The organism is Microcoleus vaginatus HSN003 (genome assembly GCF_022701255.1).
Taxonomy (GTDB): domain Bacteria; phylum Cyanobacteriota; class Cyanobacteriia; order Cyanobacteriales; family Microcoleaceae; genus Microcoleus; species Microcoleus vaginatus_B.
Genome location: NZ_CP031705.1, coordinates 5,396,926 through 5,414,134 on the forward strand (window position 1 = coordinate 5,396,926; position 17,209 = coordinate 5,414,134).

Consider the following 17,209-nt stretch of genomic DNA (forward strand, 5'->3'; position numbering starts at 1 on the left):
TCGGCTATGAAGTCATTAGTCATTAGTCATTAGTCATTAGTCATTAGTAACAATTACCAATTACCAGTTACCAATGCCCCATGCCCCATGCCCCATGCCCCATGCCCCATGCCCAATTCCCCATTCCCCATTCCCCGTTTCCTTGTCTATGATTCCAGTTATTTCGACTATTCCTGTGGTGCAGCTTGCTTCGGGCGATCGGCTTTCACTGCAAGTCTATCAGTTCCAAGGTGCGATTCCCGGCAAAAAAGCTTATCTCCAATCTAACCTGCACGGTGCTGAGATTAGCGGTAATGCTGTGATTCACCAATTAATTGAGTTTTTAATGTCTTTGGACAGCAGCCAGTTAAGCGGGGAAATTTGGCTAGTTCCTGTTTGCAATCCTGTGGGTGTCAGCCAGCGATCGCACCATTTTTCCCCAGGCCGTTACAATCTGTATGATGGGGTAAATTGGAACCGGATTTTCTGGGATTTTGAAAAACAAGGGGAAGATATTCTTGGTTTTGCTAAGTCTCACATCCATCTCGATGCCGATACTGTCAAAGTTAATTACAGAAAAGCGATTGCTTTGAGTTTTGCCAAAGAGTTGGCAAAAATTAACGCTCCTAGTTGCCGCCCCTACAGCGAACTTTACCGATATCAGCTACAATCTTTGTGTTTGGATGCGGATTATGTGCTGGATTTGCACAGTTCTACGAATCAAAGTTTAGATTACCTTTACTGTTTTAATTCCCGCCAGGAGAGTGCGAAAGCTTTTTTGCTCGATCGCGCAATCTTGATGAACGAGTACGACGGCGATGCTTTTGACGAGGCGTTTCTCAAGCCTTGGCTGGCTTTGGAGAAGATGTTAGCAGAGTTGGGAAGTGCGCTCAAATTTGACGTGGAAGCTTGGACTTTAGAATTAGGTTCGGGGATGGAAATGAATCCCGAGTCGGTGGCAAATGGCTTGCGGGGCATCAAAAATTACTTAGCAAGTAAGGGTTTATTGAAAATAGATGGATTTCCCCTCCCGGAAACTGCGGCGCATCAAGTTATTTTCACACCCAAGAATTCGGCGCTCAAATACTACGCGCCGGCGGGCGGGATGATTCAAAATCGAGTGCAAGTGGGGAGTTATGTCAAAAAGGGCGATCGGCTTTATCAAATTCTCAGCTTTAATAAGAATGGGGAATTTCCGAGTTTGGTTGATGTTTGTGCTGAGTCGGATGTTTTCATTTTTGATGTTTCGACAAATCAGTCAGTAAATCAAGGAGAGTATGTGTTGTCTGTGATGGCCGATTGAGAATACCAAGAAACCCGGTTTTTGAATAAATCGGGTTTCTGAAAAGCTATGGGTAGTCGAACCATAAATTACGATATACTATTGAATAGGGCTTGTTTAAATTCCGCTGCACTTTTATAATAAATATTAGGATTGTCAATTAAAGCGCGATCGATAACTGTGGCTAGCGGTTGAGGAATCGCAGAAGTGCGATCGTCCACAGGAACCGCATCAGTTGGCAACACCGCCAAAAACGGGTCTTGATCCGGGAAATTGCGCGGGGAATATCCCGTTATCATCACATACAAACAAGCCACCGCCGCCCAAACATCACCATCCGGTTGCGCGTACTTATAATCTACTACTTGCTGTCGCGGCAGAAAATACGGCGTACCCACAACATTACCAGTCATAGTTTGGCCACTTAAACCTGCTTGGTCAAAAGCCTTTGCTAACCCATAATCCCCAATTTTGGCAACTTGTTTCCCACCCACATTCGCCAAAAAAATATTCCCCGGTTTCAAATCCCGGTGAATCAAACCCCGTCCCTTTACAAAACTACCATCAGCCAATCTGACATTGGGAATTTCTGCATTGTGCGTGTAAGTCAAACCATCTAAAACTTGCAAAATAATAGCCACAGCCTCACCAATCGGCAAAGTGCTGCAACCTCGTTTTTCCATCAAATCCACAACACTGCCACCGTCGCAGTATTCCATCGTGAAAAAGAAAGTTTCATCAGCATAACCAAACTCTTTTAATCCTACCACATTGGGATGTTTTAAAACTTTCTTATTTTCAACTTCCCGCAAAAACCAATTAACAGCCCGCTGATTTGCCGCTACTTTTGGCAGCATCACTTTCAGCGCAACTTGTTCGTTAGTTTGTTTGTGGCGCGCCAAATAAACTAAACTAAAACCTCCCCTACCCAATTCTTTGAGCAAAACGTAATCGCCGAGAACTCCGATATTGCTTTCATTCGCCACTGCTTTCAACAGAAAAGCTTTGAGCATTTCCCACAGATTCGCTTGAGTTGAGGGAATGACAGGGGGTATTTGATGTTCGGCAGTTTTGACCATTTCCGGCTCAATGGCAATGCCAACTCGAAAAGAAGTATCGCTTAGTGTAAATTCATCTCCCCCTTGCAAGTCGTATTCTGGAAATTGAATTTGAGCAGCTTCTTCGGGAGTTTGATTGGGTTCTCGCTGACCGATTTTTTTGCCATTAACAAAAGTGCCATTTTTGCTACCGAAATCGCGCACCCGGATATCGGGAGGATTGATATCCAGCAAGCAGTGATAGCGGGAAATGGTGCGGTGTTTTTCGTCGTCGGGAATCTTAGGATAGCAATCTTTAGCGCGGCCAATAATGCAAGTTGTGCCAGTGTCAAAGGTAAATTCTCGGCCTTTGAGATTCCCGGAAGTGATGGTGAGGGTAACTTTTGAGCTCATATCGATTTCGTATTTGGGATTTTGGACTATCGAAACTCTTACTCCCCCCCCTTAACAAGGGGCTAACTCTTACTCCCCACCTTAGCAAGCTATGCCTTACTCACATCTTTCTTAACAAAGGCGCTCCGGCTCAAGCCGGAGCGACCTCCGGGCGCTCGCTCCCTTGGAGTAGGATTGACAACCAGGAACCGAATCAAGTAAGCCTGAAATTACGGTATCAGAGGCGAGTGAGGAACTATGACGGCAGAATGGGCAGTAGCAGAACTACAATTTGCTTGTTTAGGCGATCGGCGTCGCCAGAAAAGACTGGTGCGAATTGTCTCAGACTTAGCCTCACAGCCCCATGCCACTATGCCACAAGCATCAGGGGATTGGGCAGCCACCCAAGGGGCTTATGACTTTTGGTCATCTCCACGAGTCTCGTCAGATGCGATTCGCCAAGCCCACCAAAGAAGTACCATCGAACGAATCAAAGTACACCCAATGGTTCTGGCGATTCAGGACACCACAGAACTGAATTTCACCCACCATCCCAGCAAGAAAGGAATGGGACACTTGGATAGTGCCACCAGTCGGGGTCTGAAAGTTCACTCAGTATTTTGTAGCTCTGCCAATGGAGTACCATTAGGAGTGTTGCACCAACAAGTATGGGCGCGAGATCCTGCGACTATTGGTAAGAAGCATTCCAGAAATCAAACCGAAACCAAAGACAAAGAAAGCCAACGTTGGTTAACAGCTCTTGATGCGACCCAGAAGGTGATGCCAGAATCAATTACTGTACTAACGGTAGCCGATCGCGAAGCCGACATCTATGACTTTTTAGCGACTGAAAGACCTGAGAATTCTCAGTTGTTAATTCGCGCCTATCACAACCGTCAAGTCAAGAACTCTGATGGTACAAAAGAAGTAGAGCGACTACAAGGTGCGATCGCCAAAGTACCGATCGCCGGACAACTGGACTTGGAATTGCGAGCTAATCCGCAGCGAGAAGCTCGTAAAGCGACTCTGAACCTGCAGGCTACAACAGTCGAAATTCTACCTCCTCAAAGCCACCCTCACCACCAAAATTTACAGCCGCTGACAGTGCAAGTGATTCTGGCTAGTGAAAACAACCCACCGACCACAGAGAAGCCTGTAAGCTGGTTGTTATTGACCACCTTGCCCATTAATGGTTTCTCTGATCTTGTCCAGTGCTTACGCTGGTACAGTTACCGTTGGTTAATCGAACGCTATCATTACGTTCTTAAAAGTGGATGCGGTTTAGAACAGCTACAATTAGAAACTGCCGAGCGCATCGAACGGGCAATCTCAACCTACACAATTGTGGCATGGCGGTTATTGTGGATGATTTACGAATCTCGTCATCATCCTGAGCTGGGAGGGGACACCATTCTCGAAACCCATGAATGGCAAGCACTTTACTGCACAATTCATGGGACTCCTATCCCTAGTGAATCACCCCCAACTTTAAGTAATTGCATTCGTTGGATTGCAAAATTAGGTGGATTTTTAGGACGTTCATGTGATGGTGAACCGGGTGTCAAGACCCTGTGGCGAGGCTGGCAACGTTTGCATGACATTGCTGGTACATGGAAATTAGTTTCCACCCATTCCCCCCCGGATGTCAAGCCTGATTTTGTTAAGAAAGATGTGAGTAAGGCATAGCTTGGTAAGGGGGGGAGTAAGAGCGTTTTTTTAGTTTGTTCGTTGGTTGTTTGGTTTTTTAACTGCCGAAACCATCCGAATGCTTCGCCCAATTCACGCGAGTAAACTCGAATCTTCAGGGTTATCACTAATCAGGGTGCGTTTACCAATATCTGCGGTGGGAAATCAGATAAATCAAATTCTAAAACATCGGAATTGTATCTGGCGCGGAAGCCTGGGCGAAGCATTCGGGCCATATATTGTCGGTTTTGAAGCTCATATTTTTCGCGGAATGCTTCGCCCCTACAGTTAATAATAAAGTTTATCTTATAGTCATGGTAACTCGGGGTTTTAGGTATTAACTTAGAAGTGGCGATCGTGGTTTTGGGCTTTGTTATAAATCTTTATGAAATCCTGAAACGCTTAGATGTTACAGTCTACAAGTCTCGACGCGAGAGAAGAGATACCAAACCTTCAGGTTCCACAAAACACTCGCCTCCCAAACCTCTGCAAGGTTCAGGCCAGGGAGATGACCTTCTGGTGCTTTCTCTGAAAAAGTGAGGTTGTTGTAGGACAGCCATTCGTTATTTTTTCTCCAGCCTACCCGATCGGCAAACGTTTTCCAATCTTCCCAATCATTTTCCAAATCTTCCGTATCATATTTCCTGGTTCTCCCCAGACTTTGATAGATGCGCTTCTGCACGCTCCTTTTCCAATCTTCCCAATCATATTTCCTGGTTCTCCCCAGACTTTGATAGATGCGCTTCTGCACGCTAAAGCCGAAGCGCCCATTGCTGTATTTTACCCAAAGTTGGTCAATGGTACGCAAGTCCTCGCAGGGGAATTTTTCTATACTTATTTCATCCAGCCATCCTTCTTTCTCCCTACCCGCCACCTTCAGCATCACTCTCGCGGTTTCCTCATCGGCTTCTTTCCACTTTTTCGCCGCCAATAAATTTCGCAAGTTTATATAATCCATCCCCACGGCTGAAATCAATTGCACCGTCTCCGCCTTTTTAGGTATCCCTAAATCTAACAAATTAAATTGCACCGTCTCCGCCTTTTTAGGTATCCCTAAATCCAAAGCAGCTTTCTTAGGCATCACTAAATCCAACCATTCCTGCACCGACTGCGGGCGATTTTGCGGTTCCAACTCCATCCCTTTCATAATCGCCGCATTCACCCTGTCGCTAATCTTAGAATTGTGTTGCTTCGGCGGAGTTACAGGGTCAATTGGTCTTCTGAATCTTGACGGACAGGGTAACTCACCTGTCAGCATTACGTAAAGAGTTACAGCCAAGGAATAAACATCAGTATAAGGGCCGCGTTCTGCCCGTCTTTCATACTGTTCGATGGGGGCAAAACACTCGGTACCAAAAACGCTACTACTTTTCAATTGCCCCGGTACTGTCAACTCCCGCGCCAATCCAAAATCAATCAAAACTGCTTCTAAACCCCGCCGTCTGAGCATAATATTTAGGGGTTTAACATCGCGGTGAGTCAGGTTTTGCTGATGCACAAAACTCAGGGCGCTTCCTACTTGTTGAATCATTGGCAAAGCTTTTTCTTCCGACAAAATGCCGTTATCTTCGAGATATTCTGCTAAATTAGTGCCGTCGATTAATTCCATCACCATGCACCACAATTGAAGATTTCCTACCATTTCGGGAAATACTTCCTCAACTCGGACGACGTGGGGATGGCTGCAGCGGGCTAAAGATAAAGCTTCGTTGAGAAATTTGGTTTGTAATTCCTGAAAGTTTGGTTTACCTTGAACGTTGGCATTTAGGGTTTTGATGGCGACTACTTCGCCTTTTTTGAGGTTTTGGGCGCGGTAGGTGACACCGAATCCGCCACCGCCCAGGATTTCTTCGATGATGTATTTGCCGTTGTGTATTTGTTGTCCGGGGGGCCAGTGCCTCATGGCGGGTATGTGGGGGTGGAGAGGATGGTTTTGATTGTAGCTGAGATGGGGAAATTTTGTTGAGGGTTTTCGTGGGGTGTTGAGGGTTTCGACTTCGCTCAACCACCGGGGGTTTTTCGGAGTTTTTGGGTTGTAGTTAGTTATTGTCGTAAAAACCCGGTTTCTTGAGGGTTTCGACTTCGCTCAACCACCGGGGTTTTTTCCGAGTTTTTGGGTTGTAGTTACAATACTCCGGACAGTTTTTAAAGAGGGATACGATCGCTTTTGCAGCAGAGAAGTGAAAAAAGTGAGTGCAATCTGAACCCACAATCAACAGAAAAAAAGGCACTCTTTTCGGTTAAGCTATAAAAACACACAAGCTCAACAGATTGCCTTATGAAAATCATTGAATCCATCTTACAACAAATGCCAGGGATTAGTCAACCCCAAAAGAAGTTTTTAATCACTTTATTCTCAACTATCTTGCTGGCTTATGGCAAGGTCAACTTCACAAATCTCAGTCGTTATAGTTGTTTGAGCGAAAAAACCTACCGTCGTCACTTTCTCAAAAGCTTTAATTTTCCACAATTTAATCAATATTTCCTCGAACAAGCTTTAAATCCTGAACACACAGTCATTGCTGTTATTGATTGTTCTTTTTTAAGAAAAAGTGGCAAAAAAACTGACGGCAAGGCTTATTTTTATAATGGTGTAGCTGGTAAATCGGAACAGGGATTGGAAATTTCTGTGATTTCTATTGTCGAAATTGAGACTCGTTTATCTTATAGCTTAAGCGTGCAACAAACTCCATCACGTCCTCAAATAAAGCCCGGGAAAAAACTGCCACAAAAACCGAAGAATAGCTGCTCAAAAAAATCTCGCAAAAAACAGGAGTCTCAAAGCTCAACGCCTGACATCACAAGAGTTGATGATTATGCAAAACATCTAAAGAATACTCGTTGTTCCTTCCCAACTTCTGTACGTTATTTGGTGGCTGATGGCTATTATTATCGCTCTAAATTCTGGGATGCTGTGCGGGAGTTGAATTTAGACTTTATTGGCAAGCTAAGAGTTGATGCTAACCTACGCTATCTCTATACAGGTGAACAAAATAAACTGGGAGCACCTCGCAAATATGATGGTAAGGTTAACTGCCAAGATCTGAGTCGTCTTAAGTTTGTTAAACAAATTAAACCGGGAGTTTCATTATATACATTAGTAGAAGGCGAGTTGTTGTTTAAATTGCCAAATTAGCTTGGCTTGTATTTCTGAGGTTCAAGCCAATGGGAAAATCAAAAATACTTTATTATTTAGCACTGATATTCATCTACCACCTGAGCAAATTGTTGAATATTATCAGGCTCGTTTTCAAATCGAATTTATTTTTCGTGATCCTAAACAATTTACGGGATTGTCTGATTGTCAAGCTCGTCATTTACCACGGCTTGATTTTCATTTTAATGCCAGTCTGATTGCCTTAAATCTAGCCAAATATGAACTCTCTAGTTGTCATTCATCTGCCAAATCTTTTGTGTTTTCTATGGCTTCTTATAAACGTCTGGAATTCAATAAGCATCTACTTTCTACCTTTATTGATAAGTTAGATTTAGACCCGGATTTGATTTTAAATCACCCTAACCTTCCTTCAGTCTTGTCTTATGGTACTCTGGCTGCTTAAAAACTGTCCGAACTATTGTAGTTAGGTATTGTCGAAAAAACCCGGTTTCTTGAGGCCTTTCGTGGGGTGGATTTCGGCATCTATCAAACCCGGAGATCCCCCCTAGCGGGCGGGCACGGGGGCACCGCCCCTACAAGGGGGGAACCGGAAGCGTTCTCAAAGTCCCCCTTCTTAAGCTATGCCTTACTCACATCTTTCTTAACAAAATCAGGCTTGACATCCGGGGGGGAATGGGTGGAAACTAATTTCCATGTACCAGCAATGTCATGCAAACGTTGCCAGCCTCGCCACAGGGTCTTGACACCCGGTTCACCATCACATGAACGTCCTAAAAATCCACCTAATTTTGCAATCCAACGAATGCAATTACTTAAAGTTGGGGGTGATTCACTAGGGATAGGAGTCCCATGAATTGTGCAGTAAAGTGCTTGCCATTCATGGGTTTCGAGAATGGTGTCCCCTCCCAGCTCAGGATGATGACGAGATTCGTAAATCATCCACAATAACCGCCATGCCACAATTGTGTAGGTTGAGATTGCCCGTTCGATGCGCTCGGCAGTTTCTAATTGTAGCTGTTCTAAACCGCATCCACTTTTAAGAACGTAATGATAGCGTTCGATTAACCAACGGTAACTGTACCAGCGTAAGCACTGGACAAGATCAGAGAAACCATTAATGGGCAAGGTGGTCAATAACAACCAGCTTACAGGCTTCTCTGTGGTCGGTGGGTTGTTTTCACTAGCCAGAATCACTTGCACTGTCAGCGGCTGTAAATTTTGGTGGTGAGGGTGGCTTTGAGGAGGTAGAATTTCGACTGTTGTAGCCTGCAGGTTCAGAGTCGCTTTACGAGCTTCTCGCTGCGGATTAGCTCGCAATTCCAAGTCCAGTTGTCCGGCGATCGGTACTTTGGCGATCGCACCTTGTAGTCGCTCTACTTCTTTTGTACCATCAGAGTTCTTGACTTGACGGTTGTGATAGGCGCGAATTAACAACTGAGAATTCTCAGGTCTTTCAGTCGCTAAAAAGTCATAGATGTCGGCTTCGCGATCGGCTACCGTTAGTACAGTAATTGATTCTGGCATCACCTTCTGGGTCGCATCAAGAGCTGTTAACCAACGTTGGCTTTCTTTGTCTTTGGTTTCGGTTTGATTTCTGGAATGCTTCTTACCAATAGTCGCAGGATCTCGCGCCCATACTTGTTGGTGCAACACTCCTAATGGTACTCCATTGGCAGAGCTACAAAATACTGAGTGAACTTTCAGACCCCGACTGGTGGCACTATCCAAGTGTCCCATTCCTTTCTTGCTGGGATGGTGGGTGAAATTCAGTTCTGTGGTGTCCTGAATCGCCAGAACCATTGGGTGTACTTTGATTCGTTCGATGGTACTTCTTTGGTGGGCTTGGCGAATCGCATCTGACGAGACTCGTGGAGATGACCAAAAGTCATAAGCCCCTTGGGTGGCTGCCCAATCCCCTGATGCTTGTGGCACAGTGGCATGGGGCTGTGAGGCTAAGTCTGAGACAATTCGCACCAGTCTTTTCTGGCGACGCCGATCGCCTAAACAAGCAAATTGTAGTTCTGCTACTGCCCATTCTGCCGTCATAGTTCCTCACTCGCCTCTGATACCGTAATTTCAGGCTTACTTGATTCGGTTCCTGGTTGTCAATCCTACTCCAAGGGAGCGAGCGCCCGGAGGTCGCTCCGGCTTGAGCCGGAGCGCCTTTGTTAAGAAAGATGTGAGTAAGGCATAGCTTCTTAAGGGGGATGCGAGGGGGATCTAGACTCGGAGACAAACGAGATTTACATGGATTTCAATCTTAAGTGTAAGCCTCCATAGGCAAACAAGAACAGACAAAATTACGATCGCCAAACGCATTATCTATCCGACCCACCGCCGGCCAAAACTTATGTTCGCGAGTCCAAGGTGCCGGATAAGCCGCTTGCGCGCGAGTATAAGGACGATTCCACTCATCAACCATCAGAGATTCTGCCGTGTGTGGCGCATTTTTCAAAACGTTATTTTGCGCGTCAACATTACCGTTTTCAATCTCCGCAATTTCGCCTCGAATCGCAATCATCGCCTCGCAAAAACGGTCTAATTCCTGCTTCGATTCGCTTTCCGTCGGTTCCACCATCACCGTACCAGCGACCGGCCAAGAAACCGTCGGCGCGTGATAGCCGTAATCCATCAACCGTTTAGCGATATCTTCCACTTCTATAGCCGCAGACTTTTTGAGCGATCGCAAATCTAGAATACACTCGTGCGCCACCAAACCCGCTTTCCCTTTGTACAAAACCGGATAGTAAGATTCTAAGCGTTTTGCCATGTAATTAGCATTAAGAATTGCTACTTTTGTTGCCTCAGTTAAACCCACTCCTCCCATCATCCGAATGTACATCCAAGAAATAGGCAAAATGCTAGCACTTCCCCAAGGCGCGGCGGAAACAGCACCAACTGATGTTTGTTGACTGTTGACTGTTGACTGTTGACTGTTCGCTGTTGACTGTTGACTGTTAAGAACAGAATTACTGGGCAAAAATTCTACTAAATGAGACATTACCCCAATCGGCCCCATTCCCGGGCCGCCGCCACCGTGAGGAATACAGAAAGTTTTGTGCAGATTCAAGTGACAAACATCAGCACCAAAATCACCGGGGCGGCACAAACCAACTTGAGCATTCATATTCGCGCCGTCCATATAAACTTGTCCGCCGCAGTTGTGGACAATCTCGCAAATATCTTTAATTTCTTCCTCAAAAACGCCGTGCGTAGATGGATATGTCACCATCAAAGCCGCCAATTCATTTTTGTGCTTCTCGGCTTTTTTCCGCAAATCGGCAACATCAATATTGCCCTGATAATCGCACTCGACAGCAACTACTTTCATCCCCGCCATCACCGCGCTAGCCGGATTTGTACCGTGGGCTGACTGGGGAATCAAACAGATATTTCGGTGAGATTCGCCTCGGTGTTCGTGGTATTCGCGAATAACTAACAAACCCGCGTATTCGCCTTGGGAACCAGCGTTTGGCTGCAAAGAAATTCCCGCAAAACCTGTGATTTCTGCCAGCCACTGTTCTAGTTGCACGAACATCATTTGATAGCCGCGAGTTTGATCGCGGGGTGCAAAGGGATGTATCTTGCCAAATTCCGCCCAAGTCACCGGCATCATCTCTGCTGTTGCATTCAATTTCATTGTGCAAGAACCCAAGGGAATCATCGATGTGTTTAGCGATAAATCTTTGGCTTCTAAACGGTGCAAATAGCGCAAAAGTTCAGTTTCTGAATGATAGCTGTTGAAAACTGGATGGGCGAGATAGCTGCTGGTGCGATCGCAAAAATCTGGTAATGTCAAATAGCCACTCAATGCGTCTGCATCCAGCGGAATGTTGAGAGCCTTCTGCCCGTCCGGCCTGATATAATCGTTATCCCGGGCAAAAATTTTCCACAACTCTTGCACATCTTCAACGGTGACAGTTTCATCTAACGTGATTCCCACTGTCGAATTATCGAAAATTCGGAGATTAATTTTGCGAACTTTAGCAGCTTCTAGAATTTCTGACAGCGGTTTATCTCCCAATTCTACCCGCACAGTATCGAAGAAATGTTGAGAACCAATTGTGTATCCAAAACTTCTTAAACCGGATGCCAAAAGTGCCGTTAAACTCCATACTTTCTCAGCAATGTCTTTCAGTCGAGACGGGCCGTGATAAACAGCATACATACTCGCCATCACTGCCAGCAAAACTTGAGCAGTACAAATATTGCTGGTTGCTTTTTCGCGGCGGATGTGCTGTTCGCGAGTTTGCAAAGCCAAACGCAAAGCAGATTTGCCGTTAGCATCTTTAGAAACGCCGACAATTCGCCCGGGAACTTGCCGTTTAAACTCTTCTCGCGTGGCGAAATAGGCTGCGTGGGGCCCTCCGAATCCCATCGGCACTCCGAAGCGCTGAGTGCTTCCTACGGCTATATCCGCGCCGAATTCGCCGGGGGGTGTGAGCAAGCAAAGGCTCAAAATGTCGGCCGCAACTGTGACTAATGCGCCGACTTCGTGAGCCGATCGAATAAAATCGGTATAGTCGTAAATTGCGCCGTCTGTGGCGGGGTATTGCAGGAGAGCGCCGAAGATTGTACGATCGAACTCAAAGCTTTGATGGTCGCCGACAATTACCTCAATTCCCAACGGCTTAGCGCGAGTTTGCACCACTTCAATAGTTTGAGGGTGGCAATCTTGGGAAACAAAAAACGCTTTTGCCTTATTTTTACTGGCGCCGTAACTCACCGCCATCGCTTCCGCCGCCGCAGTCCCTTCATCCAGCAAAGAAGCGTTGGCAATTTCCAAACCCGTGAGGTCAATTATCATGGTTTGGAAGTTCAGCAAAGCTTCCAATCGCCCTTGAGCAATTTCGGCTTGGTAGGGAGTGTAAGCTGTATACCAGCCGGGATTTTCTAGGATATTCCGCTGGATGACGGGGGGAGTTATGCAGTCGTGATATCCAGTGCCGATGTACGATCGAAATACCTGATTTTTTGCAGCAATTTCTTTCAATTCTGCCAAAGCGCTGTACTCGCTTTGCGCTGCGGGAAGTTGTAGGGGTGCAGAAATGCGAATCGCCGCTGGAACCGTTTTGTCAATCAACTCATCGAGGCTGGAAATGCCCAAAACATTGAGCATTTGCTGGATGTCGCTGGGTGTCGGGCCAATGTGCCGCGCCGCAAAACCATTAATCGGGGAAAAGTTTTGCTGCTGGCTGGGTTCAAGGGGCGGGCTGTAGAGTACCAAGGCGGATTCTCCTGAATAGACTTGTGCTTCTTTGTTTGTAACATTTTGCTAAGAAAACCAGGAAGATTTTCTGCGTCTATCAAAGTCCGACAGTCCGACAGGGGTTGAAACCCCTGTCTCATAGCTAAAGTCGTCTGAAGACGACTGTAGATTAAGGCGCACTTATCGCCACTCCCCACGCAACTGGTTAGTATTTCAGTCGTCTTTAGACGACTTGTGCTAAAAGCCCCGTGGGTTTCAACCCCTGGCGGATTGTGGAGGAATCAACGAGCCCTATGCCCAAATTCCCACTCAAAACTCCCCACTCAAAACTATTCCCCTTCCACCATTTTGCGATACTCCGGGGCCGAGAAAGCCTCGTCTGCGTCGCTGGTGTTGTCAACGCGCACTTTCAGCAGCCACCCAGCGCCATAGGGGTCTTCGGCCAAATTTTCGGGAGACTCTACAATGTCATCATTGCGTTCTACGACTGTACCGGTAACGGGCGCTTTCAAATCTTCAACGGCTTTTACTGACTCGACTGTACCGAAAGCTTCGCCTTTTTCCAACCCTGCACCGACTTCGGGTAAATCTAGAAACACGATATCGCCGAGTTGGTCAACTGCAAAGGCACTAATGCCGATGGTGGCTATTTCGCCTTCGAGTCGAATGTATTCGTGAGTGTCTAGGTATTTCAGGTCATCGGGGTATGTTAGTGCCATGTCTTTTCTCGCAATAAAGAAAGTATCAAGTAAATCTTAGTGAACTATGAGCCTTTAGTGATGGCTAACTGGAACAAAAAAAATATTAAACGCTTGCTTTTTGGAGAATTTTCTGTCAAACGACTGATGCGATCTATAATTTTTATTTACGCATTTCTGTGTTTTTACGGTTTCTTTTTTTCAGAACGGCTAATTTTTCAACCTCCGCCATCTAGTCAGAGTGATAGCAGGGAATTTATCAAAGTTAGCTCAGCTAATGGCGTGAAAATTTCTGCTGTTCATTTTCCTAACCCGCAAGCTAAATATACCATACTTTACAGTCACGGGAATGCGGAAGACTTGGGCGGCATTTTGTGGCTACTCGAAGAGATTCGAGATAGCGGGTTTGCTGTGTTTGCCTATGATTATCAAGGTTACGGCACGAGTCAGGGAAATCCTTCTGAGTATAATACTTATCGTGATATTGATGCGGCTTACAATTATTTAACCCAACAGTTGGGAGTACCTGCACAGCAAATTATTCTTTATGGCCGTTCGGTGGGGGGTGGGCCGGCAATTGATTTAGCTTCGCGGCAAAAAGTCGGCGGTTTGGTGGTTGAAAGTTCCTTTGTTTCGGTTTTTCGGGTGTTGACGCGGATTCCGATTTTACCCTTTGACAAGTTTGTGAATATTGATAAGATTGGCAAAGTGCGATCGCCTGTTTTGGTGATTCATGGTAAGGCTGATGAGGTGGTGCATTTTTGGCATGGAGAGCAGTTGTTTGCCACCGCCAACGAGCCGAAATTAAATTTTTGGGTTGATGGGGCCGGTCATAATGATTTGATGGATGTGGCGGGCGATCGCTATGCTGAAACTTTGCGACAATTTGCTAAGCTTGTAGATCACTCTTCTTGACCAATATGAGCAACGGGCTAGAAGCCCGTTCCACAACAACACGTACACTTCACTTTTTTTTCGGTCGTTGCTCCTAGTCGGCCCCTGAATTAAGGCTTACCTACTTAATTTAACTCGGGCGGTTTTGCGATCGATAAAATGGTTTTTTCACCACACTAGCCGGATAGTTTTTCCCGCGAATTTCCACCTCTAATTGCTGACCGATTTTCGCTAATTTTGCCGGAACAATCGCGAGGCCCACCGCCCGATTCAAAGTAGGCGATAATGTACCGCTAGTAACTTCTCCTACTGTTTCGCCTTCAAATATTACCGGATAGCCGTGGCGCGCAATGTGCCGCCCCTGCATTTCTAACCCTACCAACCGCTTTGATACTCCACTCGCTTTCTGCTGTTCCAAAACCTCGCGACCAATAAAATAGCCTTTGGTATCGAGGTGAACTACCCAACCCAATCCAGCCTCTAAAGGCGTGATATTGTCGTCGATATCTTGACCGTAAAGAGCCATTGCTGCTTCTAAACGCAAGGTATCTCTGGCACCCAAACCGCAGGGAACAACGCCAGCAGCTAACAATTTTTGCCACAGTTCTTTTCCTACTTCGGCATCCACCATGATTTCAAACCCATCTTCGCCGGTGTAACCCGTTCTGGCGATAAAACTCGGCTGTCCCAACAGATTTGTTTCTAAGTGACCGAATGCCTTAATTGGTGCGAGGTTGTCTTCCACAAAAGACTGGAGATAGTTAACAGCTTCCGGGCCTTGAATTGCAATTAAAACTTTATCTTCGGAGATGTCGGTAAAACAGAGTTCGCTCAATTCTAAGTGCGTGGTGATCCATGCTTTGTCTGAAAGGCGAGTGGCGGCGTTGACAATAATTACTGCACGTTCTTCGCTAGTGATAGCGTCGGGTTCTTGCCAGTAGAAAATAATGTCGTCTAAGATGCAGCCTTTGGCATTTAGCAAGACTGTATATTGAGCTTGACCGGGTTGCAAGCGGCTCAAGTCTGAGGGTACTAATGGTTGAAATTTTTCTATTATTTGTTTCCCTCTCAAACCAAATTTTCCCATGTGGGAAATGTCGAACATTCCTGCTTGCTGGCGTACTGCTTGGTGTTCGCTGCTAATCCCTGCGTACTGCACCGCCATCTCCCACCCGGAAAAGGGCACCATTCGGGCTTTGAGTTCTAATGATAGGTCGTACAGAGGCGTGCGGGCAAGTTGGCTCGGACTCTCTGGATTGTTGGGTTCAGTTGACTTTGCCACAGGTAGCGCTTTGGTTGCGGGTAGACTGTTTTGATTTTACGGGAAAATTGGTTTTCGCGGTGTGTAGCGCGATCGAATTTAACGACACGCCAATGCTTTTTCCCTATCACTAAGTACACGGCGATGAGGACAGGGCAGTGCCGTTTCCCTACGAGTAAGGGTACAGGAGTAATTTATCCCTAATCTTGATTTATGGAGAATAGCGGGCTCGAACCGCTGACCCCTACAATGCCATTGTAGTGCTCTACCAACTGAGCTAATTCCCCTTTCTTTTCGCGCTCTCAATCATGCCTTAACTGACCAATATTTGTCAAGCTTTTTGGGGAAATTAGTTTTGAGCCTTCGGCTGGCAAGGCTTTGGGCTTTTTTTCCACAAAACTCTCCTCGCTTCTGGACAATGGTCAATCCCCTACTTTGATCTAGTAAGTGTGTTGGGATATTTCGGTCAAGTGGCTCAAACAAGACCCCATGAGAAAGTAGACGACTACCAGAGCGGCGGCTGAGACAGCAACTAGAGCACCTGCTAGCATTAGTGAAAATTCCCGTTGCGCGATCGCCTCTTGCATCAAGTGCAAAGACCAGGCAACGAGGGCAACGTCAATTATTAAAATAGAAACCAGCATAAGTTACGATTTGTAACAGCTTACCTATTGTAACAAAACTTTTCGCTCCGTGCAGATCAGCTCAGGCGTATTTAACTTTTGCTGTCAAACCCGCAGGGAGCAGCGAAAAGCTACTGAGAAAAAATGATAGCTTTCGTGGCTAATTACAATATGCAAAGTAAATGAGAGCTAGCTCAGCTTTAGAGGTGGCGTTTTTGACTCTTGAGCGAGCGATTCCCTAGGGGATAGCCGCGTTTCACACGCTTTTTTGAGGCGGAAGGGTGCGATCGACCTTTGAGTATAACTGATTTGATAACAGAAGGTCTGAGCCGCTGTTGCACTTGGATGCTGTAAAATTAACTTTATTAACCTGCTTGAAAAGATGACAAATCGCTCTACTCGCGCCCTTTTTCACAGCAAAACACTCAACACTGCTTTGCGTGCTTTTAGCTTTCCGCAAGATATGGAAGTGCGCCACCAAAAATTGGGAACGTGGATTGCTGCACTTAAAACTGGTACGTTAGACGAAGTTAAAGAAATTTCGCTGCACGGCAATTTTATTAAGGATATTTTTCAGGATATTTTGGGATATTGCTCGGTAATTCAAGGTGGACTGACTCAATTCGTGCCGAAGTCGAATTAATTGTCAGCCGTTTAATTGAAATCGCCAAAACTAATCAAGAAACTCACCGAGATGTCTTGCAATGGCTATAAATCACTTATTTAATTGATAAACTCGGACAAAAACTCGAAGATTTTTCTGCCCTTTCCTTTGCAGAGTTCGTAGCAGAAATCAGAAAGCGAATGCCGAAAACTAAATCCTCCGATCCTCTGGGCGTTGCTGGATTAAAAGCAGTCCGCGAAACTTAGAATGAATATGCACCGGCCATTCAATCTCGCAAAGCGGAGGCGTTGAGACTAGAACACCGTTTATCGGACTTAGTTAATCAAGCTTACGGATTGACACCGGAAGAAATAGATTTGATGTGGAAAACAGCACCTCCGCGAATGCCGATCGCCCGACCGATT

At 45.9% G+C, this 17,209-nt stretch carries 14 protein-coding genes and 1 tRNA gene; 7 read left to right on the forward strand and 8 right to left on the reverse strand.

Going from position 1 to position 17,209, the window contains the following annotated elements:
* Positions 1 to 148: 148 nt before the first annotated feature.
* A complete protein-coding gene (locus D0A37_RS23365; protein WP_242718005.1) occupies positions 149 to 1,282 on the forward strand; it encodes a succinylglutamate desuccinylase/aspartoacylase family protein in 1,134 nt (377 codons plus the stop codon).
* A 68-nt stretch (positions 1,283 to 1,350) separates the two neighbouring features.
* On the opposite strand, the gene D0A37_RS23370 is transcribed toward D0A37_RS23365, so the two are convergent.
* Complete coding sequence (locus D0A37_RS23370; protein ID WP_242718006.1) at positions 1,351 to 2,712, reverse strand: protein kinase domain-containing protein; 1,362 nt, start codon at positions 2,710 to 2,712, stop codon at positions 1,351 to 1,353.
* A 237-nt stretch (positions 2,713 to 2,949) separates the two neighbouring features.
* On the opposite strand from D0A37_RS23370, the gene D0A37_RS23375 reads away from it, so the two are divergent.
* Positions 2,950 to 4,377, forward strand: coding sequence for an IS4 family transposase (locus tag D0A37_RS23375; RefSeq protein ID WP_242718007.1), 1,428 nt, complete (start codon positions 2,950 to 2,952; stop codon positions 4,375 to 4,377).
* A gap of 409 nt (positions 4,378 to 4,786) precedes the next feature.
* On the opposite strand, the gene D0A37_RS23380 is transcribed toward D0A37_RS23375, so the two are convergent.
* Positions 4,787 to 6,280: a serine/threonine-protein kinase gene (locus D0A37_RS23380; RefSeq protein ID WP_242718008.1), complete on the reverse strand. Its 1,494-nt coding sequence runs from the start codon at positions 6,278 to 6,280 to the stop codon at positions 4,787 to 4,789.
* A gap of 375 nt (positions 6,281 to 6,655) precedes the next feature.
* Here D0A37_RS23380 and D0A37_RS23385 point away from each other — a divergent pair, with 375 nt between their 5' ends.
* Both D0A37_RS23385 and D0A37_RS23390 read left to right on the forward strand, forming a co-directional pair.
* Positions 6,656 to 7,513: a transposase gene (locus tag D0A37_RS23385; RefSeq protein WP_242718009.1), complete on the forward strand. Its 858-nt coding sequence runs from the start codon at positions 6,656 to 6,658 to the stop codon at positions 7,511 to 7,513.
* Position 7,514: 1 nt separating this feature from the next.
* Positions 7,515 to 7,937: a transposase gene (locus tag D0A37_RS23390; RefSeq protein WP_242718010.1), complete on the forward strand. Its 423-nt coding sequence runs from the start codon at positions 7,515 to 7,517 to the stop codon at positions 7,935 to 7,937.
* 176 nt (positions 7,938 to 8,113) lie between these two features.
* Here the strand turns inward: D0A37_RS23390 and D0A37_RS23395 are convergent, their stop codons facing one another.
* From D0A37_RS23395 to gcvH, 3 genes are all read right to left on the reverse strand, one after another.
* Positions 8,114 to 9,541, reverse strand: a complete 1,428-nt coding sequence (locus D0A37_RS23395; RefSeq protein WP_242715793.1) for an IS4 family transposase — start codon at positions 9,539 to 9,541, stop codon at positions 8,114 to 8,116.
* Between the two features lie 214 nt (positions 9,542 to 9,755).
* Positions 9,756 to 12,722 carry an aminomethyl-transferring glycine dehydrogenase gene (gene gcvP / locus D0A37_RS23400; protein ID WP_242718011.1) on the reverse strand — a complete coding sequence of 989 codons (2,967 nt, stop codon included), beginning with the start codon at positions 12,720 to 12,722 and terminating at the stop codon, positions 9,756 to 9,758.
* Between the two features lie 311 nt (positions 12,723 to 13,033).
* Positions 13,034 to 13,423, reverse strand: coding sequence for a glycine cleavage system protein GcvH (gene gcvH / locus D0A37_RS23405; RefSeq protein WP_242718013.1), 390 nt, complete (start codon positions 13,421 to 13,423; stop codon positions 13,034 to 13,036).
* 60 nt (positions 13,424 to 13,483) lie between these two features.
* Between gcvH and D0A37_RS23410 the strand changes: the two genes are divergently transcribed.
* Positions 13,484 to 14,317, forward strand: a complete 834-nt coding sequence (locus D0A37_RS23410) for an alpha/beta hydrolase (protein ID WP_242718015.1) — start codon at positions 13,484 to 13,486, stop codon at positions 14,315 to 14,317.
* Positions 14,318 to 14,426: 109 nt separating this feature from the next.
* Here the strand turns inward: D0A37_RS23410 and gcvT are convergent, their stop codons facing one another.
* The 3 genes from gcvT to D0A37_RS23425 form a co-directional block, all read right to left on the reverse strand.
* Entirely contained in the window at positions 14,427 to 15,578 is a 1,152-nt protein-coding gene (gcvT, locus tag D0A37_RS23415; RefSeq protein ID WP_242718017.1) for a glycine cleavage system aminomethyltransferase GcvT, read from the reverse strand.
* A gap of 193 nt (positions 15,579 to 15,771) precedes the next feature.
* A tRNA-Ala gene (locus D0A37_RS23420) sits at positions 15,772 to 15,844 on the reverse strand.
* A 153-nt stretch (positions 15,845 to 15,997) separates the two neighbouring features.
* Positions 15,998 to 16,201 carry a hypothetical protein gene (locus D0A37_RS23425; RefSeq protein ID WP_242718019.1) on the reverse strand — a complete coding sequence of 68 codons (204 nt, stop codon included), beginning with the start codon at positions 16,199 to 16,201 and terminating at the stop codon, positions 15,998 to 16,000.
* 361 nt (positions 16,202 to 16,562) lie between these two features.
* Between D0A37_RS23425 and D0A37_RS23430 the strand changes: the two genes are divergently transcribed.
* Both D0A37_RS23430 and D0A37_RS29665 read left to right on the forward strand, forming a co-directional pair.
* Positions 16,563 to 16,823 carry a hypothetical protein gene (locus tag D0A37_RS23430; RefSeq protein WP_242718021.1) on the forward strand — a complete coding sequence of 87 codons (261 nt, stop codon included), beginning with the start codon at positions 16,563 to 16,565 and terminating at the stop codon, positions 16,821 to 16,823.
* Positions 16,824 to 16,906: 83 nt separating this feature from the next.
* Positions 16,907 to 17,050: a DUF8810 domain-containing protein gene (locus D0A37_RS29665; RefSeq protein ID WP_508632748.1), complete on the forward strand. Its 144-nt coding sequence runs from the start codon at positions 16,907 to 16,909 to the stop codon at positions 17,048 to 17,050.
* The last annotated feature ends 159 nt before the right edge of the window (positions 17,051 to 17,209 follow it).